General features: G+C 58.8%; 21 protein-coding genes and 3 pseudogenes. 10 read left to right on the top strand and 14 right to left on the bottom strand.

The features are described from left to right. Positions 1 to 160 precede the first annotated feature (160 nt). From rpmE to coaE, 4 genes are all read right to left on the bottom strand, one after another. The gene (rpmE, locus tag ACOYW1_RS02110; protein ID WP_180136895.1) at positions 161 to 382 is read right to left on the bottom strand and encodes a 50S ribosomal protein L31; all 222 of its coding nucleotides are present in this window, start codon (positions 380 to 382) and stop codon (positions 161 to 163) included. Between the two features lie 98 nt (positions 383 to 480). Further along, positions 481 to 1,245: a transcription termination factor Rho gene (gene rho, locus ACOYW1_RS02105; protein WP_482421482.1), complete on the bottom strand. Its 765-nt coding sequence runs from the start codon at positions 1,243 to 1,245 to the stop codon at positions 481 to 483. Then, positions 1,187 to 1,729 (bottom strand): Rho termination factor N-terminal domain-containing protein, encoded by a 543-nt coding sequence (locus ACOYW1_RS02100; RefSeq protein WP_482421481.1) that lies wholly within the window; start codon positions 1,727 to 1,729, stop codon positions 1,187 to 1,189. The genes rho and ACOYW1_RS02100 overlap by 59 nt, the downstream gene beginning before the upstream one ends. 327 nt (positions 1,730 to 2,056) lie before the next feature. Continuing rightward, positions 2,057 to 2,695: a dephospho-CoA kinase gene (gene coaE / locus ACOYW1_RS02095; RefSeq protein ID WP_482421480.1), complete on the bottom strand. Its 639-nt coding sequence runs from the start codon at positions 2,693 to 2,695 to the stop codon at positions 2,057 to 2,059. Between the two features lie 426 nt (positions 2,696 to 3,121). Between coaE and ACOYW1_RS02090 the strand changes: the two are divergent. The 4 genes and pseudogenes from ACOYW1_RS02090 to ACOYW1_RS02075 form a co-directional block, all read left to right on the top strand. Beyond that, positions 3,122 to 3,784, top strand: a pseudogene (locus tag ACOYW1_RS02090) (adenylate kinase); the annotation flags it as partial. 194 nt (positions 3,785 to 3,978) lie between these two features. Then, positions 3,979 to 4,176, top strand: a complete 198-nt coding sequence (gene rpsU, locus ACOYW1_RS02085; protein ID WP_092207517.1) for a 30S ribosomal protein S21 — start codon at positions 3,979 to 3,981, stop codon at positions 4,174 to 4,176. A 122-nt stretch (positions 4,177 to 4,298) separates the two neighbouring features. Next, positions 4,299 to 4,664 carry a hypothetical protein gene (locus ACOYW1_RS02080; RefSeq protein ID WP_482421479.1) on the top strand — a complete coding sequence of 122 codons (366 nt, stop codon included), beginning with the start codon at positions 4,299 to 4,301 and terminating at the stop codon, positions 4,662 to 4,664. Then, the gene (locus tag ACOYW1_RS02075) at positions 4,582 to 5,583 is read left to right on the top strand and encodes a bifunctional folylpolyglutamate synthase/dihydrofolate synthase (RefSeq protein ID WP_482421478.1); all 1,002 of its coding nucleotides are present in this window, start codon (positions 4,582 to 4,584) and stop codon (positions 5,581 to 5,583) included. Before ACOYW1_RS02080 ends, ACOYW1_RS02075 begins: the two co-directional genes overlap by 83 nt. 137 nt (positions 5,584 to 5,720) lie before the next feature. Here the strand turns inward: ACOYW1_RS02075 and ACOYW1_RS02070 are convergent, their stop codons facing one another. Together ACOYW1_RS02070 and ACOYW1_RS02065 are read right to left on the bottom strand one after the other, a co-directional pair. Further along, the gene (locus ACOYW1_RS02070) at positions 5,721 to 6,329 is read right to left on the bottom strand and encodes a hypothetical protein (protein WP_482421477.1); all 609 of its coding nucleotides are present in this window, start codon (positions 6,327 to 6,329) and stop codon (positions 5,721 to 5,723) included. Further along, on the bottom strand, positions 6,326 to 7,069 hold the full coding sequence (locus ACOYW1_RS02065) for a pseudouridine synthase (protein WP_482421476.1): 744 nt from the start codon (positions 7,067 to 7,069) through the stop codon (positions 6,326 to 6,328). Before ACOYW1_RS02065 ends, ACOYW1_RS02070 begins: the two co-directional genes overlap by 4 nt. A gap of 232 nt (positions 7,070 to 7,301) precedes the next feature. On the opposite strand from ACOYW1_RS02065, the pseudogene ACOYW1_RS02060 reads away from it, so the two are divergent. The 3 genes and pseudogenes from ACOYW1_RS02060 to ACOYW1_RS02050 all read left to right on the top strand — a co-directional run. Then, a pseudogene (locus tag ACOYW1_RS02060) lies at positions 7,302 to 7,409 on the top strand (dual CXXC motif small (seleno)protein); the annotation flags it as partial. Position 7,410: 1 nt separating this feature from the next. Then, a complete protein-coding gene (gene truA / locus ACOYW1_RS02055; protein ID WP_482421475.1) occupies positions 7,411 to 8,226 on the top strand; it encodes a tRNA pseudouridine(38-40) synthase TruA in 816 nt (271 codons plus the stop codon). Positions 8,227 to 8,237: 11 nt separating this feature from the next. Next, positions 8,238 to 8,897 (top strand): HAD family hydrolase, encoded by a 660-nt coding sequence (locus ACOYW1_RS02050; RefSeq protein ID WP_482421474.1) that lies wholly within the window; start codon positions 8,238 to 8,240, stop codon positions 8,895 to 8,897. Between the two features lie 143 nt (positions 8,898 to 9,040). On the opposite strand, the gene ACOYW1_RS02045 is transcribed toward ACOYW1_RS02050, so the two are convergent. The 4 genes and pseudogenes from ACOYW1_RS02045 to ACOYW1_RS02030 all read right to left on the bottom strand — a co-directional run bounded on the left by ACOYW1_RS02045 (position 9,041) and on the right by ACOYW1_RS02030 (position 12,885). Beyond that, positions 9,041 to 9,373 carry a CBS domain-containing protein gene (locus tag ACOYW1_RS02045; RefSeq protein ID WP_482423640.1) on the bottom strand — a complete coding sequence of 111 codons (333 nt, stop codon included), beginning with the start codon at positions 9,371 to 9,373 and terminating at the stop codon, positions 9,041 to 9,043. Positions 9,374 to 9,463: 90 nt separating this feature from the next. Further along, positions 9,464 to 10,803: pseudogene (locus ACOYW1_RS02040) on the bottom strand (chloride channel protein); the annotation flags it as partial. 267 nt (positions 10,804 to 11,070) lie between these two features. Next, entirely contained in the window at positions 11,071 to 12,384 is a 1,314-nt protein-coding gene (locus tag ACOYW1_RS02035; RefSeq protein WP_482421473.1) for an aminotransferase class I/II-fold pyridoxal phosphate-dependent enzyme, read from the bottom strand. 222 nt (positions 12,385 to 12,606) lie between these two features. Continuing rightward, complete coding sequence (locus ACOYW1_RS02030) at positions 12,607 to 12,885, bottom strand: PxxKW family cysteine-rich protein (RefSeq protein ID WP_180136904.1); 279 nt, start codon at positions 12,883 to 12,885, stop codon at positions 12,607 to 12,609. Positions 12,886 to 13,298: 413 nt separating this feature from the next. On the opposite strand from ACOYW1_RS02030, the gene ACOYW1_RS02025 reads away from it, so the two are divergent. The 3 genes from ACOYW1_RS02025 (at position 13,299) to ACOYW1_RS02015 (ending at position 15,772) form a co-directional block, all read left to right on the top strand. Beyond that, positions 13,299 to 14,264: a KpsF/GutQ family sugar-phosphate isomerase gene (locus ACOYW1_RS02025; protein WP_482421472.1), complete on the top strand. Its 966-nt coding sequence runs from the start codon at positions 13,299 to 13,301 to the stop codon at positions 14,262 to 14,264. A gap of 153 nt (positions 14,265 to 14,417) precedes the next feature. Continuing rightward, a complete protein-coding gene (locus ACOYW1_RS02020; RefSeq protein ID WP_482421471.1) occupies positions 14,418 to 14,642 on the top strand; it encodes a hypothetical protein in 225 nt (74 codons plus the stop codon). Continuing rightward, positions 14,639 to 15,772: a 6-phosphofructokinase gene (locus ACOYW1_RS02015; RefSeq protein WP_482421470.1), complete on the top strand. Its 1,134-nt coding sequence runs from the start codon at positions 14,639 to 14,641 to the stop codon at positions 15,770 to 15,772. The genes ACOYW1_RS02020 and ACOYW1_RS02015 overlap by 4 nt, the downstream gene beginning before the upstream one ends. A gap of 131 nt (positions 15,773 to 15,903) precedes the next feature. Here the strand turns inward: ACOYW1_RS02015 and ACOYW1_RS02010 are convergent, their stop codons facing one another. The 4 genes from ACOYW1_RS02010 to miaA all read right to left on the bottom strand — a co-directional run bounded on the left by ACOYW1_RS02010 (position 15,904) and on the right by miaA (position 18,791). Then, positions 15,904 to 16,164 (bottom strand): hypothetical protein, encoded by a 261-nt coding sequence (locus tag ACOYW1_RS02010; protein ID WP_482421469.1) that lies wholly within the window; start codon positions 16,162 to 16,164, stop codon positions 15,904 to 15,906. Next, a complete protein-coding gene (locus ACOYW1_RS02005) occupies positions 16,127 to 16,438 on the bottom strand; it encodes a hypothetical protein (RefSeq protein ID WP_482421468.1) in 312 nt (103 codons plus the stop codon). Before ACOYW1_RS02005 ends, ACOYW1_RS02010 begins: the two co-directional genes overlap by 38 nt. Continuing rightward, positions 16,392 to 17,846 (bottom strand): ABC transporter substrate-binding protein, encoded by a 1,455-nt coding sequence (locus ACOYW1_RS02000; protein WP_482421467.1) that lies wholly within the window; start codon positions 17,844 to 17,846, stop codon positions 16,392 to 16,394. Before ACOYW1_RS02000 ends, ACOYW1_RS02005 begins: the two co-directional genes overlap by 47 nt. Before the next feature lie 93 nt (positions 17,847 to 17,939). Beyond that, positions 17,940 to 18,791 (bottom strand): tRNA (adenosine(37)-N6)-dimethylallyltransferase MiaA, encoded by an 852-nt coding sequence (gene miaA, locus ACOYW1_RS01995; RefSeq protein ID WP_482421466.1) that lies wholly within the window; start codon positions 18,789 to 18,791, stop codon positions 17,940 to 17,942. Positions 18,792 to 19,057: the final 266 nt, after the last annotated feature.

Below are 19,057 nucleotides of genomic sequence, written 5' to 3'. Positions count from 1 at the left end.
GCCTGCCCCATTACCCCTTTGTCATGCGCCACCGGCACACAAAGGGAAGTGTTCGCACCGTCGTTGCCCGGACCCGCCGTCCGGACGACAAAAAGGGAAATCGTAAAAACCGATTCCCCTTCTTCTCCCAAGCCATACGGTCTTGATTTCGTCGCGATACTTACTTGCCAACCTTGCTGGCATCGAAGTTTGCGAATTTCTTACGGAAACGATCGATACGACCAGCCGTATCCACAAGCTTCTGCTTACCGGTGAAGAACGGATGGCAGCTTGAGCAGATTTCCACCTTGATCTCTTCGCGGGTAGAACCCACGGTCATGACGTTGCCGCATGCACAGGTGGCAGTGGCTGCTTTGTATTCGGGATGAATGCCCTTTTTCATGAGGTAAAACTCCTTAAAAGATAAATATATGAAAACATACCACCTGAGGGGAACCCCGAAGGGCCGCCTTACGCTGCCGATGATAGGCAGCGGTGGTATCATGAATTCATGGAATCAAGAAACTCCATATTATCCTTAGTTCCACTAATCTTGTCAAGCAAAAAGCCCATGCTGTCCACGGTGTTGAGGGATGCCAAAAGCTTGCGCAGGATCCAGATCCTGTCGAGTTGGCCCTTCTCAACGAGAAGCTCCTCTTTTCGGGTACCGGACTTTTTGATGTCAATGGCAGGGAACATGCGGCGATCAGCCAGCTTGCGATCAAGAACCAGCTCCATGTTGCCGGTTCCTTTGAATTCCTCGAAGATCACCTCGTCCATGCGGCTGCCCGTATCGATAAGCGCCGTGGCGATGATGGTAAGGCTGCCGCCCTCTTCCACGTTTCGGGCCGCGCCGAAGAAACGCTTGGGACGGTGCAGGGCGTTGGAGTCCACACCACCGGAGAGGATCTTGCCCGACGGAGGCATCACCGAGTTGTAGGCACGGGCCAGACGGGTGATACTGTCCAGAAGGATCACGACATCTTTTTTGTGCTCCACAAGGCGCTTGGCCTTCTCGATAACCATCTCAGCCACCTGAACGTGACGTTCGGCGGGCTCGTCAAAGGTCGAGCTGATGACTTCAGCCTTGACGGAGCGAGCCATGTCGGTCACTTCCTCGGGCCGTTCGTCAATAAGAAGGATAAAGGGAACAATATTGGGATGGCTCTTGATCATGCTGTTGGCGATGGTCTGCAGGATCATGGTTTTACCGGAACGGGGAGGGGAGACGATGAGCCCCCTCTGACCAAAGCCGATGGGAGCCATGAGTTCGATGGATGCGGGTGGGAGGCTTGTCCTTGTCGTTCTCCAGCTGAACCTTTACTTCGGGGTAAAGGGGCGTGAGGTTGTCAAAGAAGATCTTTTCACGCGCCACATCGGGGTCTTCATAGTTGACCGCCTGCACCTTCAGAAGGGCGAAGTAGCGCTCAGACTCCTTGGGCTGGCGAATCTGACCGGAAACCGTGTCCCCGGTCTTGAGGTTGAATCTGCGAATCTGAGAAGGGGAAACGTAGATATCATCGGGCCCGGGCAGGTAGTTGCAATCCGGAGACCGAAGAAAACCGAACCCGTCGGGAAGCACCTCCAGGGTACCCTCCCCGTAAATCTGACCCTCCCGCTCAATCTGGGCCTGGAGCAGCATAAAAATGAGCTCCTGCTTGGGAAGACCGCCGGCGCCCTCTATATTGAGACTCCGCGCCATCTTGGCCAGCTCTTCAATCCGCATCGCTTTCAATTCAACAATGTTCATCAACAGTTTCCCCACATGTTTATATGCTCATCCAGAACAACAATCAGCGTCGTCCCAATCCGTATTGATTCGGTGCAATAATACCCACTCCTTCCGTATTACCCGCAATGGAAAACATAAAAAGGCCCCTTCGGAAGGCACATCGTGCCACACAGGTCACCTGTGAGGCCGGGATGTGTTACAGATTTTTTACCATGATTTCTGTAAGGTGAGTGTCTGTTCTGCAGGTCCTATAAGGATCATGACGTTGGTAATAACAAAAAGAGCGGTTTTATTGGTTAGATACAATCCCGCGCGCGGCATGTCAAGGACTTATAAATGGGCACCTCATTTTTTTACAATTTTTTCAAACACCTTATAAAATGCCCCTTTCAATTCGGAAAGCCCCCGCATATTTTCAATCACCAGATCAGCCCGATCCCGCTTGTCGCCATCCGGCAACTGAAGATCCAGAAGCCGCATGGCCTCCGCTTCGGCAACGCCATCCCGCTCCATCAACCGGGCGCACTGGGTGGCGCGATCCACCCCCACATGGAGGGTCACATCAAACATGGCCTCAAGGTTCAATTCGAAAAGCAGGGGCACCTCGCACACAGCCATCACCGCCCCCGATGCCTCTTCCCTTTCAAGAAACACCTTCATCAGGCGAATGACCTCGGGCTGCACAATGGACTCCAGAACGCGGCGCGCCTCAGGGTCGGAAATCAACTTCCGCCTCAACGCGGGGCGATCCAGGCCGCCGTCCGCCCCGACCACACCGTCACCAAACCAGGCCACCACCGCGTCAAACCCCGGACTTCCCGGGCTCACGGCTTCCCGGGCCAGCTCATCGGCAATGGACACCGCCACACCTTTTTCCCTGAACAGGCGACATACCGTCGTTTTTCCGGAGGCAGCCCCCCCGGTCAACCCAACCTTGACCATCCCCGCATCATCCTTCCACCCGGCGCCAGCGCGTCGGGCCATCAATCAGCGCCCGAAAGGCGCCCCAATACGTCAAAAAAACCTCACAACACCCCACACCACAGGGAACTTTCTGCGCAACATCACACCCAGGACGTCATTGAAAATTCGCCCTGAATCAGCCCCCATCCTCCCATACAATGTATCCCTCCCCTTGACAAGCCACCTACATTCTATTACTTAAACTTTTTTGATGATTATGTAAAAAATAATCGAAGAATGGATTCCTCAATCAGGCTCGGCCGCCAAAAGGCGTTGCCGTTTTCCAAACCATTGGCTAATAATTCGTACCGGCCAGGCGAGGAACCCCTTCTTTGCACCCCGCACGGACCAAAGGAGACAGGGCCGCGAAGCAACGACTCTGTCCACCCAAAATTGTATATGGTTATCGTTTACCCCTTTAACTGAAGCGATTTTCTACTAAATACGTATTTCGGCCCCAACGGAAGCGGAAAAGGCACCCAGGGATCCATCCTCAAGGACAAGTACAATGCTGCCCACATCGAGTCCGGCGCCATCTTCCGCGAGAACATCAAGGGCGGTACCGAACTCGGCAAAAAAGCAAAAAGCTACATCGACGCCGGTGACCTGGTACCCGATGACATCACCATCCCCATGATCCTTGACCGCCTCAAGCAGGACGACTGCGCCAACGGCTGGCTCCTGGACGGGTTCCCCAGAAACAAGGTGCAGGCCGAAAAACTCGATGAATCCCTCAAGGCCGCCGGCATGGAACTCAACTACGTGGTTGAGATTGTCCTGGACCGAGAGATTGCCAAGCTCCGCATCACCGGCCGACGCCTCTGCGAAAACGACCCCAACCACCCCAACAACATCGGCATCGAAGCCATCAAGCCCAACGGCGACAAATGCCGCGTCTGCGGCGGGGCCCTCACCTCCCGCGCCGACGACCAGGATGACGCAGCCATCGACAAACGCCACTCCATCTACTACAACGAAGTGGACGGCACCCTGGCTGCGGCCTACTATTTCAAAGATGTTGCCGCCAAGAGCGATGCCACCAAGTACATCACCCTGGCCGGTGAAAAAGACATGAAGTCCGTCACCGACGAACTCATCTCCAAGCTGTAGAATACGCAAACGGCCCAGGGCCGAGGCTTTCAGACAGCAAGATACCGAAAAGGTGATGGCAGGATTTTTTTCTTGCCATCACCTTTTTTTTGTTTTATCCTTACAGGAGTTTACTTTTTAATAGTATACAGACTAACCATCACGCCGAACGCAAGAGATCACCGGCCTCTGATGTTGAGAAAGGGGCGATATATTTGAAGGAAATCGAAGTTAAAGTACTCGATAACGATCTCGAAAAAGCCATGCGTATTCTGAAGAAAAAAATTCAGAACGACGGCCTTTTCAAGCGGCTGAAGCTCAAGAAGAGCTACGAAAAGCCGAGCGAATTCCGACGCCGCAAGCAGCGCGAAGCGCAGCGTCGACAGAGGATTGCCAGTGCCCGCAACCGCTAAGGCCTGACAGTTTCCTGTATCGCTATCGATTCTTTTTCAAAAGGCCCGGCTTAGGCATTTTCTGCATTTAGCCGGGTTTTTTGTATTGGCAGACCACCAACATCTTCAGAGTAACATCCACCATGACAATGCAATCCGACTACGAGCGCTGTCTCGACACCATGTACAAACTCGGCCGCTTCGGCATCATCCTGGGCCTGGACACCATGAAAGGGATCCTTGAACGCCTGGACAACCCGGAGAAAAAATTCACCGTCATCCATGTGGCGGGCACCAACGGCAAGGGTTCCGTGGCGTCTTATCTATCTCGGATCCTGACCCTTTCCGGCTACCGTACCGGCCTGTATGCGTTACTTCCTGCCGCCTTTCGTCCGGTTCAACGAACGCATCGTGGTGGACGGCGAGATGGTCACCGATGCAGACGTTGTGGCCAGCTACAACCGGGTGGAAGCCGCCAATGTCGGAGAACGCTCCGGTACCTTCTTTGAGCTGACCACTGCCATGGCCTTTGATCTCTTCGCCGAAAAAGGGGTGGAGGTGGCCATCATCGAAACGGGCATGGGCGGCCGCCTGGACGCCACCAACATCGTCACCCCGGCCCTGTCGGTCATCACCAACGTCTCTCTGGAGCACAAGGACCACCTGGGCGACACCATCGCCAAAATTGCCTACGAAAAAGCAGGGATCATCAAGCAGGGCATCCCCGCCATCGTGGGCGTGCGCCAGGCCAGCGCCATCGGCGTGGTGGAAGAGACCGCCCGGGAGCTGGACGCCCCCGTGATCCGCCTGGGCCGGGACATCCACACCCGACGCTCCGACAAGGGGTTCAGCTGCCGCTGCAGCGGCATCTCCATCAGCGACCTCACCACCTCCCTGCTCGGCAGACACCAGGTGGATAACGCCGCCCTTGCCGTGGCAGCCTGTGCCACCTTGAGAAAAGGGGACACATTCCGCATCGCCGACGAGACCATCCGCCAGGGCCTGGCCACCACCCCCTGGCCCGGACGCCTCGAGCGGGTCGCCGGCAACCCGGAGACCATCATTGACGGGGCGCACAACCCTGCAGCCATAAAAGCCCTCGTCCAGTACCTTGAAGACGAGCAGCGGGGCCGGGACATCACCCTGGCCACAGGCATCCTTGACGACAAAGCCTATCCCAAGATGTTTGCCAACCTGCTGCCCTTTTGCAGGCGCGTCATCCTCGTCAAGGCCAAGACCGACCGAAGCATCGACCCGGAAGCCATGCGGGCCGCTGCGTCCAAATACGTCCGCGACGTCTCGGTTATCCCCGACATCGCGCAGGCCATCCAGTCTGCCCGCTCCACAGCCCGGCAGGACGAACTGGTCCTCGTGGCCGGATCCCTCTACGTGGCCGGAGAAGCCCGGGCCGCCCTCACGAGCCGGTAAGCCTTACCAAGGCCGAGCCTGAACGACTGCTTCTCGCACCAAACCAAAAAAGGACACCCCGCCTGGGGGTGTCCTTTTTTTATGACTGCCATGCGCGCCTTCTAAAGGAACAGAGAAACAAGGCAGGTAAGCTCACTTCACGAGCCGGAGGCCGCATCGTACGCTGCCCGGACCAGGGAATCGGGGACCTCAAGGAGAGAGGCGATGCGCTGCAACAAGGCCGCCTGACCGGACACATACCCCATTGCCTGGGCCGCACGATGGGCCGACTCAAGGAGCATCCGTTTCTCGGCGTTGGCAAGATACGGAGCGATACGCTTCAGGCGCTCTCCCAGGGCATCGGGGTCGGCTTCATAACGACGCGTTTCCAGAGCCATGGCATCGGCATCCATAACAACCCCCGTCACGTCCTCAATGAACTGGGAGTCAACGGCTCCTTTCGAGCAGTTCCCCTCCCCGTGGGCATCCATCATCGCCAGCACCACAGCCAAAAGCGCGGGCTTCAACCCGTCACGGGTCACCGTGGGGCTATGGGCTGTCACATCCCGGTCAAAGACCCCGCCGCACCGAAGGCAGCGCACCAGGCCGGCATCTTCGGAACGTGTGCGCACAGGCATCCCCAGCAGCCGGATCACCGTAAGGGTCTCCATGGACTGACACTCTGAGGTCTGGCGGCATCCCGGGCAGTAAAACTCACCCAGGGGCGTATACCTGTATCCTGTGCTGCACCCAAACAAGCCCATCACCTGCGTCGCCTCCCTTTACCGGCCTCTACCCCGGTTCGCTTCAAGAGCTCGGCCACCTCCCCTTCCGAGAGATGGCGCCACTGGCCGGGCTTCAACTGCCCCAGCCGGATATTGGCCATGCGCACCCGCTTCAGGGTCACCACCTCATGGCCCACGCTTTGCGCCATGCGCCGGATCTGGCGATTCTTACCCTCTTTGAGCACAATGGTGTAACGGTCCCTGTCCTCCCGGCGGATCCTGCAGGGCCGGGTCATGCCTTCTTTCAGGCGTATCCCCTTTTCCATGCGGGACAGCTCCGAGGACGAAATCTCGGTTGACACCCGCACCCGGTACTCTTTTTCATGGTCAAAGGAGGGGTGGGAGAGCCGGTGGTGAATCCTGCCGTCGTTGGTGAGGATAAGGAGCCCCGACGAATCCCGGTCCAGCCGCCCCACGGGAAACACCCGCTCCGGCACGTCCACCAGGTCCGTCACCACCCTGGCATCCCCATGGTTGCAGGAGGTGATCACCCCCACGGGCTTGTGCAGGGCAAGGTAGACCCGTTTTTCTTCGGTGCGAACCGCCTGGCCCTTCACGCAGACCCGGTCCTTTGCCGGATCCACCCGGGACCCCAACTCCGTGACCACCCGGTCGTTCACGGTCACTGCCCCCTCCTTTATCAGGGTTTCGGCAGCCCGCCTGGAGCAGACCCCTGCATGGGCCAGGTATTTCTGGAGGCGCACCCCCTCAATCTCAGTCACAACCCCTTCTCCTTCCAAAGAGCGGTTGAATCCGCTCCGTTTCTTCTATATACCTATGGCGATCACCGGGCCGCTTTCCGGCCCAAAAAATCGGGGCCGCGCCTTTACTGCGGCGCGCCCCTTACCCTATGTACAGGAAACCTCTGAAATGTTCAATCAAACCGACACCCACGGGGAGTGCCCCGAATGCGGAAGCCCCCTTGAGGTGCAGCGGTCCTGAACCCGCGTCACCTTCCGTTGCAGGTCCTGCAACACAAGCTATCGCCCCGAACGGCTCAAGGAACTCATCGACGAAGCCTTTGAACGGAAAATGGCCTGCGTGCCCATCAACCGCATCTGATATGGAAACCACCTTCAAACTGACCATCGGATACCACGGAACGCCCTACGCCGGCTGGCAGATCCAACCCGACCAGCCCACGGTGCAGGAGGCGATCCAAAAAGCCCTGACGCGCATGGTCACCCGACCCGTCACCGTCATCGCCTCAGGCCGCACGGACGCCGGCGTCCATGCCGTGGCCCAGGTGGCCCATTTCAAGGCAGACACCGCCATATCCGCTGAAAAGTTCCAGGACGCCCTCAACAGCATGCTCCCGGAGACCATCACCATCCACGCATGCGAAAAGGTAGACGATTCCTTCCACGCCCGGTTCAACGCCCGGCGCAAGCGCTACACCTACCGCATCATCAACCGCCCGGTGGCCCCGGCCGTAAGCGCCGACACCTTCTGGCACATCCGGAATCCGCTGGATATTCCGGCCATGCAGCAGGCGGCCGCCTGCCTTGCGGGCACCCATGATTTCAAAGCCTTCGAAGGCACAGGCAGCCCCCGGGCCACCACCGTGCGCACCCTCTTTGAGGCCTGCGTCCACGACCACGGCCAGGGGCTTATCACCCTCACCTTCTGCGGCAGCGGCTTTTTAAAATTCATGGTGCGGAACCTGGTGGGCACCCTGGTGGATGTGGGACTCTCCCGCACCACCCCGGACGGATTCAAGGCGATCCTTGCATCCTGCAACAGACAACACGCCGGTGCCACCGCCCCTTCCCGGGGCCTGTTTCTCGTATCCGTGGCGTATGAAGACACGCCCCACACACCGAGAGAGTTCACCGACTCCCCCCTCTACCCCGCCGGCCTCTGGCTCGGCCCCTGTTAGGAGAACCATTCATGACATCACATATCAAAGGGGTCGTCTTCGACCTGGACGGCACCCTCATCGATTCCCTGGAAGAGATCGCCACCGCCACCAACCGCACCCTGGAGGCCTTCGGCTACCCCACCCACCCCGAAGACGCCTTCAAGTACTTTGCAGGCCACGGGGCCCGGGTTCTGGTGGAGCGGGCCGCCCCCAAAGAGGTCACAGCCGACCCCGACAAATTCGAGCCCCTGCTGGAGCGTTTCCTCTCGGTCTACCACAAGCTCACCGGCACCATCGCCCATCCCTACGACGGGATCCCCGAGCTCCTCACCGCCCTTGCGGATAAAGGCATCAAACTCTTTGTCCTCACCAACAAACCCCACGAATCCGCCGGGGAGTGCGTCGCCGACATCATGCCCCACTGGACCTTTGACCAGGTCCTGGGTGCCCGGGAAAGCGTCCCCAGAAAGCCCGACCCCGCAGGGGCCCTGGAGACCCTTGAGACCACCGGTATCAAAGGCGAGGAGATGCTCTACCTTGGCGACACCGCCGTGGACATGAAAACCGCCACCGGCGCCGGCATGGTCCCCGTGGGCGTCCTCTGGGGCTTCCGCGAACAAAAGGAGCTCGAAGAGAGCGGCGCAAAACACCTCATCAACCACCCTCTGGAGCTGCTCGACCTGCTGTAAGACAAAAGCGATGCCTCCGGCGGCCAGGGGCTAAGCCCCTGGACCCCAGGTTCGCGAATGCTCTTTCGCCTTCGTGCCTCAGGCTCATCACGTTCGCTGACGGGCTGACGCCCGTGGCTTACAAATAAAGAAGGGAGATCACGTCACAGCGACGTGGTCTCCCTTTTTTTATCCGTCACCCCACGTTTTCCCACGGGCGCAGCCCGTACGCGAATGGACGCGGGCGAGGAACGAGCCCAAGGAGCATTCGCAATCCCCAGGGGCTTTAACCCCTGGTGGTTTCTCCGTCTGCCTGGGCGGTTGTCGTGGCAATGGCGGGCCGCGCGACGATCCAGCATGCCGATGAGGATGCCCGCGTCATGCTCCTGCACCACGGGCAGGCTGTCGATGTTCTTCTGAGTAAACTTCTGGAGCACCGCGTTTAAATCTTCGGACGGGGTGGTGGTGATAATCTCGGTGGTGGCGATGTCCCGCATCACAATGAGGTGCTCCACCTCTTGAAGAAAAATCACACTCCGGATGTCTGTGGACGAAAAGATGCCCACCAGGCGCTCCTCTTTGTTCATCACGGGAAAGTAGTGCTGCTTGGTCTCCGAAAAGAATCGCTTGAAGGCAAGAAAGCCCATCTCTTCATGGACGTGAGGCACCTGCTTTACCGCAGGCATGAGGTCCTTTACTCGAAGCTTCTGAAGAATATCCACCATGAACTCACCGGCATGGGCCGGGGAATCCACCTTGGTCTTCACCTGGTTTTCAAAGATGGTGAACTTCTGGCCCATGAGAAAACAGATGGAGCAGACCATGAGACTCGGCAGCAGGAGATGGTACGAGTTGGTCATCTCGCTGACGAAGATAATGGTGGAGATGGGGGTGTTGGAGACAGCCGTAAAAAAACCGGCCATGCCCACGATGATAAAGGCCCCGGGGGCCGTGACCACCCCCGGCATGATCTGGTCGAGACCCGGCCCACAACGCCGCCCATGGCGCCGCCAATGACCACCGACGGACCGAAGACCCCGCCGCTGCCCCCGGATCCGATGGAAAAGGAGGTGGTGAAGATCTTACCGATGGCAAGGGTGAGCAGCATGGTGATGGGCAGCCCCGTGGTGAGGGCCGTCTGGATAAACCCGTAGCCGAAGGCCAGGGTATGGGAAAAGAAAAACCCGATGATGCCCGTGCAGAGCCCGCCCATGGCAGGCTTCAGGTGGTTGGGCACCCCGGTGAGGTTCTTGAACACCTTTTCCGTGCCGTAGAACACCTTCACGTAGAACCAGCCCGTGGCCACCAGCACCCCAGCCAGCACCAGGTAGGGCCCGAGTTCCAGGGGGTTTCGGAAGAGAAAATCCGGGGACTCGAAAAGGGACCCCCAGCCATAAACCAGGCAGTAGACGCAGTAGGCCACCACCGAGGAGATCCCCGCAGGAATAATCACATCGGACTCAAACTCGGGGTCCCGGTAAAGCACCTCCGAAGCAAACAGAGCCCCTGCCAGGGGCGCACGGAAGATACTCCCCACCCCTGCGCCGATGCCCGCAGCCATCATGATGCGGCGTTCCCGGTCCGACAGATTTAAACGCGTGGCCAGAAACGAGGCAAAACCTGCCCCGATCTGGGCGATGGGGCCTTCCCGGCCACCGGACCCACCCGTGGTCAGGGTGATGGTGGAGGCAATGGTTTTGATGATGGGCACCCGGCTCCGGATGAAGCCCCCCTTGTTGTGGTAGGCGTCGATGGCTGCATCGGTGCCGTGGCCTTCGGCCTCCGGGGCAAAGGTGTAGACCAGCCAGCCGCTGACGAGACCGCCCAGGGCGGGAAGAAACAGGAGGATCCACCGATTGAAAGGACGGGTGGTGGGTTCGAGGAGATGGTGCTCTCCGGCGGGAGGCGTGGGACGGTACCCTGCCATGAAATCCATAAAATAGTGGATTCCCAGCTGGCACAGGTAGTGAAAAAGGACAGATCCGCACCCGGCAATGAGGCCAATGATCAAAAAGTAGGAAAACCACTTGCCGGCGTTGTAGATCCCTTTCCGACCCCGTGCGCCTTTGGTCAACAAGACCATATAAACTCCAATGGGCAATCACATGTGCCGCCCCGCACAGCAGAGAGTCTGCAGGGCACTTAAAAGCCCGGGCCGGAGCGAGGTCAGGCCCGGGTGCAACAAACGAACCGGTTAGCCCGCCAGGTCCTGGACACCTTTGTAAATGGTGTCGAAGAGCTCGCGAACGTCCTCGATCTCAATGCAGGAGAACGCCACGCGCAGGTCGGTGGCCCCCAGGGAGATGAGGCCCACCCCGTAGGTATCCAGGAGATGGAGTCTCAGGGTTTCGGCATCGGTGTTCTTAAGGCGGATGCACATGAAGTAGCCCGAGTTAAAGGGATAGACGCTCCAGGCGTCGGCGTACTTCGCATCGCGGGACACCTCGGCCACCTTGTTGGCGCGGGCCTTGAGGATCTCGCCCTTGGCGTCCTTGGACTCGGCGTAGCCTTCGGTCTGCATGGCCTTCAGGACAATGGACTGGCTCAGGTGCGAGGCGTTGGAGACGCTGCCGCGAACCGCACCGGCGGTTTTCCTCTCCAGGGCGTCGTAGACACCGGCCTGGTTATCACAGGCGGGAATGCCGTAGGTGAGAAAGCCCACGCGAAGGCCCCAGACATAATCTTCCTTGGTGGCCCCGTCCATCTTGATGGCCATGAGGCGCTCGTGGCGACCGCTGATGAGGGAGAAGATGGACTCCTTGAGGACGTCTTCTTCGTAGAACAGGCCAAAGTAGGCATCGTCGGTGACGGCGATGACGTTGGTCCCGCCCTTGGCCACCTCTTCAAGGATGTCGGCGATCCTGGCTGCTTCGGCATTGGTCACCGTATACCCGGTGGGGTTCTGGGGAAAGTTGAGGAGCACGATGATCTTGTCGCGAGCCGCCGCCTCTTCCTTCACCTTGGCCTCAAAGGCGGCCAGGTCAAAGCCGCCGGCTTCGGTAAAGAGGTTGTACTTGGACAAGGTGGCGCCTTTGCGAACCGAGAGGATCAGGTTGTAGTTGCCCCACATCATGTCCGGCAGGATCACCGCGTCGCCGGGGTCGACCCAGACATCGGCCATGACGCTGATGGCCTGGGTGATGCCGCAGGTCACAACGGGCAGGCTCACCTCTGCCCCTTCAAGGGAGGGGTTCTTCTCGTACATCGCCTCTTTCCAGGCGGCGCGGAGTCCGGGGATACCGAATGAGGGGGCGTAGGTCAGGCTGTTTTCCGTGCCAGCCCCTCGATCACCTTCGCCCATGACGGACGGAAGACGCATGATGCCGCCCTCTTCCTTGGCAATGCCGATGGTGGCGTTGATCCGGTGCGCTTTTTGTTTTGCTTCAGCGGACTGGCTCAAAATCCCTTTGGGAAAAAAGAGATTTTTACCAACCTCTGACAACATCTCCATCAGATAACCATTACCCTGGGCGATTTCCTCATTCAGCTGTCTGGCGATTTCGTTCATGGATCAGGCTCCTTCAAATCTGTGTCGGTTCGACACTTCCGATGTGGGCCAGCCACATCTTCATCATATACGTGTCATGCGGCAAGGTGCCGCCCCTATTCTCCAGGCAATAACCAAAAGATAAAAAAACCCCCGTCGTTGTACCACAAAGGTGAAAAGGCGGGGGCTTTTGAATCGTCCGAAAAGGCGCATCTATGATCGGCTCTGCATCGACTCGATACGCTATCTTCCCCCACGCTTTGAAGCTTTGATGGGGTTGATCTTCTGCTTCTTCTCAACGATCACGTTCTTCACGTGGGTGGCAAGGTTGCAGTTGCCGTTTTTCCAGCGTGCATCGGGATCGGGTGCGGACGTGCAGTATTTTTCGGAGGCGAACTCACCGATGCGGCCGCAGCCTTCGCACTTTTCGATAATGGGTTTGCAGACGCCGCCCTCGTAGGAGCAACCGCTTTTGGTCATGAAAGGGCAATCGCTGCCGTTTCGAACTGTTGTACAAATCATTGGATATACTCTCCATATCACAGATTTTGGCCCTGGGGCCGACTCATGGTATCTCAATAGATCAAAATTAAACCAAATATTTATAAAAGAACTCAGCCCCATTTGTCAAATTCAAATTCATGGGAGCTTTTAAAAAATGGCACCGCCCCTGCCCCTGCGCCGATGCTTGATCCCCGGCACCATCCGGTGCCCCGGATGGCTGAGGCCGCCGGAAAAGGGGGACGCACACGGACTCCCCATGGCCCCGTGCGGCTTTTTCCCTTGATCTTTGGCCCGTTTGATGCCACTTACGAAAGTAAGGTGATGAGCCGACCTTTCGCAAGGCCCACACAAAACCACAACATCATGGACACACGGTCCATATGTGTCCATGGTGCATTCCATACATACAGACCATCTTGAAGGACAACACCATGAATCGAATCCAACAGGCCGCCGAGGTTATCCGCACCGAAGCCGATGCCCTCCTCAACCTGACCAAGGTCACTCACAATTTCGACAAAGCCGTAACCGCCATCCTGGAAAGCCAGGGACGCGTCATCATTACCGGTATCGGCAAATCCGGCCTCATCGGACGAAAAATCGCCGCCACCTTGAGCAGCACCGGAACCCGCGCTGTCTTCATGCACCCGGTGGAAGCCATGCACGGCGACCTCGGCATGGTCTCCCCCAAGGATGTGGTGCTGGCCATCTCCAACAGCGGTGAAACCATCGAGCTCAACCACCTGCTGCCCAGCATAAAGGCCCTTGGGTGTCCGGTGGTGGCTTCAACGGCAAGCCCAACGACCCTGGGGCAGCACGCGGACCTGGTCATCGACACGGGCGTGGAAAAGGAAGCCTGCCCCCTGGGCCTGGCACCCACCTCCAGCACCACGGCCCAGCTTGCCATGGGCGACGCTCTCCTGCGCCGATCATGCTCAAAGCTCAAGCCCGACGACTTCAAAAAGTTCCACCCCGGGGGCGCCCTGGGCCAGCGGCTCTCCCTGCAGGTCTCCGAGATGATGGTCACCGGCGAGATGGTGCCTCTGGTGGCGGCTTCCGCCTCCATTGGCGACGCCCTGGCCGCCCTGGACGCCCGTCGCCTGGGTGCCGTGTTTATCACCGACGACAAGGGCCTGCTCCTGGGGCTGCTCTCCGACGGGGATGTCCGCCACCTCATGGCAGCCGAGGACTTCGACCCCGCCCGCCCCGTCTCCGAGGTGATGACCCGGTCCCCCCGCTCCGTGGCCATCAATGCCCCGGCCTACGACGCCCTCAACATGATGGAAGCACACCAGATCACGGTCCTGCCCGCCACCGACGACCAGGGCAGGGTCAAAGGCCTGCTCCACCTCCACGACATCCTCGGAAAAGGGGCGTTTCAGTTCAACGGCAACTGATCCACTCTCCTTTTTGACCGGGCGCAAAAAAGGGACGCCCGCGGTTCACCCGAAAAATCCGTTGATCCGGCATCGGATCATGACAGATACCCGACGCCCCCGTATCCCTACCCGGATGCGGGGGCACATCGCAACGCCATGATGGGAGTGATTATGAGATTCGAACACATCGACACCACCATCCAGACCCTTGGTGAAGCCAAGATCCCCTCCCCCCTCCTGCAACCGAATAACGGTGAATGCGGGGCCTATTTCGTGGACGACGACGAGCGGATCCTCCTGCACGTCAACGAAAAGCATGTGGCCCAGCTCAAAGCCGACGACATCCCCGCCCCCGCCTTTGAATCAGCCGGGCCCCGTCGCAAAAATCCAAGTTGACCCCAGCAGTTCGACTACGCTCGGCGACCTGCGGCGGCCTCTGCCCCGGCCTCAACGACATCATCCGGTCCGTGGTTTTGGAGCTCTACCACCGCTACGGCGTGAAGCACATCTGCGGGATCCGGCACGGCCTCCAGGGGTTCATCCCCAAATACGGGCACAGCACCGTGGACCTTTCACCCGAAAGCGTCACCAACATCCTGGACAGCGGAGGGTCTATTTTGGGGTCCTCACGGGGAGATCAGGACATCGAAGAGGTGGTGGACAGCCTGGAGCGCATGCACATCGGCATCCTCTTCATGGTCGGCGGCGACGGCACCCTGGCCGCCGCGTCCAAGATCTCGGAGGCCATCACCAAGCGCGGCCTGAAAATCAGCGTCATCGGCATCCCCAAGACCATTGACGACGTCTATTCGCGCGGCCGTCCTTTGGCTTTGACACGGCCGTGGACATCGCCACCCAGGCCATCAGCGGAGCCCACAACGAGGCAGAGGCCTACCCCAACGGCATCGGCCTCATCAAGCTCATGGGAAGGGAATCCGGCTTCCTTGCGGCCACTGCTGCCCTGGCGCGCCAGGACGTCAACTTCGTGCTCATCCCCGAGGTCCCCTTTGACCTGGACGGCCCCAACGGTTTCCTGGAAAACCTGGAAGCCAACGACCCTTCGCGGCCACGCCGTGGTGGTGGTGGCCGAAGGCGCAGGCCAGGAGTTCTTTGAAGGGCGCAAAAAAATGCACGACGCGTCCGGCAACGTCAAGCTTTACGACATTGGCCTGCTCATCAAGAGCAAGATCATGGCCTACTTCAAGGAGAAGGGGATCCCCGTCAGCCTGAAGTACATCGACCCCAGCTACATCATCCGGAGCCTTCCGGCCAACGCCAACGATCACGTCTTCTGCAGCTTTCTCGGGCGCGACGCGGTCCACGCCGGCATGGCGGGCAAAACCAAGATGGTGGTGAGCCACTGGAACAACCACTTTGTCCATGTGCCCATGGACGAGGTGATCACCCAGCGCAAAAAAGTGGACCCCGACGGAAAGCTGGGCTTAGTGCTGGAGGCCATGGGGGCGCTCTCAAGAACCCCGCCCCGGAAAAGGCATAAAAAACGCTTCCGCGGGTCGACTTGGTAAAACAAGCCTCGCAAAAACGTTTCCAATTAAACGGTGACGCGTCCAAAATGATTCTCGGAAACAGCGTGGCGGCACAGCCATTTTATAAGGTGGTGAAGCGCCCACGCACCCCGCCCCCTATAGCTTATAGCCTATGACCTTTTTCCTATGGCCTGCCTCTTACTCCCCACTTCCACAAACCGCCGCCTCGATCCCTTCAGAAGGGTCAGGGCCTTGTCCGCATCGCCGGTTCCGTCAAAGGAGGTGGTTCCGGTGACCCCGGGATAGGCGTTCACCGCCAGAAGAGCATCACGGACCGCACCACGGGATGCCGGTGCCGAATCCAGTAGGATATTCAACATCAAAGAAGCAGAGTCAAAGGCCACGGCCTCGATGTAATGGGGTTCGCCCATAGGCGCCTTTAAACGCCCTTACAAATCCCTTGACCTTCGGGTCGCGGCTCCGCGCGTAAAAACCGTCGGGGATGATGCTGTTCCCAAGATGGCCGGACACCCCTTTTCTCAGGGCTGTGTTGTGCCAGAGGTTCGTACCCAGGGTGTACACACCCCCTAAATCGTGGAAGGCCAGCTGGGGCAGGATCATCTCAAGATTTTTCCGTCCGTCGGGAATAAAGATCGCCTCAAAGTCCACCACCTGGCCCGAGCCTTTGGCATCTTCGGGCAGCACACGCCCCCAGGCCTGCATGCCGGTGGGAACCTGGGGCTTGGCGTACCAGAGCCCGGTCAGTTTCTTGATGGCCCGTGAAAAGTCCACGGTACCGGCCGCGTAGGCCTCCACCCAACTCCTCCCCAAGTGTCTCCACCTCATCCCAGAACAGGTTCATGAAATCCCGGCCATAGGGTTCATCGGGATAGAGGATCACAAAATCGTTTAAGCCCAGCACCTCAAAGGCGTATGAGACCACGGAGCGGACCTGCATCCTGGGGGTTATGAAGTTCCGGAAAACAAAGTCGCCGGAGGCGGTGATCCCCTCTTTGCCCGTCATGGTCATGAGGGGAATCCCCCTGAGCTGGGCTTCGGCCGCGGCGCTCTCCACGTTGCCCACCGGACCGATGATGGCTGCGGCCCCTGCCTCCACCAGCTCACGAACGGCCTGGCGCGTCGTCTCGTCATCGGAGCCCGTATCCCGGAAAATCAACTGGGCATCCCGATACCTTTCGTCAGCGGCCATGGACTGGAAGGCAAGCTCAATCCCCTCCCGTGCCTGGCGCCCGTACTCGGCATACCGGCCCGTAAAGGGCAACAGGCATCCCAGGACCCTGGGGTTGAAATGGGTCTGACTGAGGGCCTCCCGAAAGGCCACCACCTCATCACGCACCGGGTGAACCGCGTAAAGGCTCAGAAACTCCACCGCCCCCCGGAGGGCCTCGTCACCCTGCCCGTCCTCGGCCAGGGCCCGCATGCGCCTCAGAAGCAGGTACCCCCTTTTCTCCTTGTCGTGGACCCGCGAAAGCATCTCCAGGGTTTCCGAAAGGGTCAGGTTGGCCACGGTCTGCCGGAGACGGACCGTCACCCCCCTGCGCTCTGCAGGATGGGCCAGTTCGCACGCCTTGAAATAGGCGCCCACGGCATCCACAGTATCCCCCAGGGCCAGGTAGGCATCCCCCATGACGGCGTATTTTCGCATCAGATAATCGGATGGAGAGAGGGTATCTGGAATGGCCGCACCCTTTGGATCACCCCTGGGCCTCCGGCGATAGGAAAGAATCATGGACTCCACCAGAGCCACAGGCACAAGGGGGCTCTCGGGATATGCCTCGGCCACCCGGGCCAGTGCGACGTCGGCCTTGTCGTAGTCACCGGTAAGGCCGTAGATCATCCCCTGCTTCAACAGGGCTGCAGCGGCCACATGACTTTCGGGATAATGGCCCACCACGTCTGCGTACATCTCCAGCGCCTGGTCGTATCGCCGTGCGCCAAAGGCCTCTTCCGCACGGACAAAAAGCTGCTCATCTTCCGGCAGGACCCGCTCAGGGCCGTACCCCCTTTGCCCGCAACCGACCAAACACAGAATAAGCACCAGGAAAAGCAGTGCCCGGGCCCCTTTTTTTATCAACGGGTTCTTTATCGCCATACCCTTTGGCCATCCTTAATATAGTGGGTTGTCATGCAAGGAACGATTCCACAGCCGCAAAAAGACCTTCGGTATCCCCGGGGTCCAGCCAGATCATGTCGGGTCGGCCGAAGCCAAGGGCCAGCTGCCGCTTGGCACTGCTCGCGTGTCCCGCTTCAGGAGCCTGACAGTCTCCTCCCAGGGCACGCCATCCTCCAGGTGCTCTACCATGTGCCGGTACCCGATGGAACCCATGGACTTCAGGCCCCGGTGGTAGCCACGGGCAAGGAGCCCTTTGACCTCGTCCAGAAGGCCCTCGGCCACCATGAGGTCCACGCGCCGGTTGATGCGGTCGTACAGGGTCTCCCGGTCCGAAAAGAGACAGACCTTGAGGGCATCGTAGCGGGCCTGTGCAAAGGCGTGCTCTGCGTGGTGGGCGCTGAAGGGCTTGCCCGTGGCCTCGAAAACAGAGAGGGCACGAACAATGCGCAACGGATCGTTTTCGCTTATTTTCTCAGCATACGCCGGGTCCACCTGAACCAATCGGGCGTAAAGGGGGGCAAGCCCCGAGGCCTCCACCTCGGCCGTAAGCCTCTCGGTAATGACGGGATCCGACGGGATCGCCTCGGAGAGCCCGTGAACCAGGGCTTTCACATAAAGGCCGGTGCCGCCGGCCACCACGGGCAACACCCCGCCATCGCACAGGGCGTCGATCACCCCATCGGCCTGGGCCAAAAAAAGGGCGGCGTCGTAAGCTTCATCAGGGTCCACCACGTCAATCATGTGATGAACGGCAAGACGCTGCTCCTCTTCGGTGGGTTTGGCCGTGCCGATGTCCATTTGCCGATAAACCTGCATGGAATCCGCCCCGACCACTTCCCCGGAAAACCGTCTGCAAACCTCTATGGCCGCAGAGGTTTTTCCTACACCGGTGGGTCCACATATCACAACAATTTTTCTATTCATACCAGTAAATAATGTAAACAAGCCTAAACGGATTCACGCCGGTTTCTCCCGTTGTCCACCATTGAACAGCCGCACGGATACCGGACATTTAGTCCCTTAATATATAAATATAATTCTATTGACAACACCCAATATAGCGGGTAGTAAGTGTATTTGCTCATTTTATCTTTAATATAAGGTAAGATAGCTGCGAGCCAGCGCGCTCGTCGACTCTGGAAATATAACTTTTCAGGTTTATTTGGAATATTCTGTAACACTGCAAGGCC

It is taken from the genome of Desulfoluna sp. CYM3A, assembly GCF_056829965.1.
This window is presented reverse-complemented; position numbering and strand designations above follow the sequence as displayed.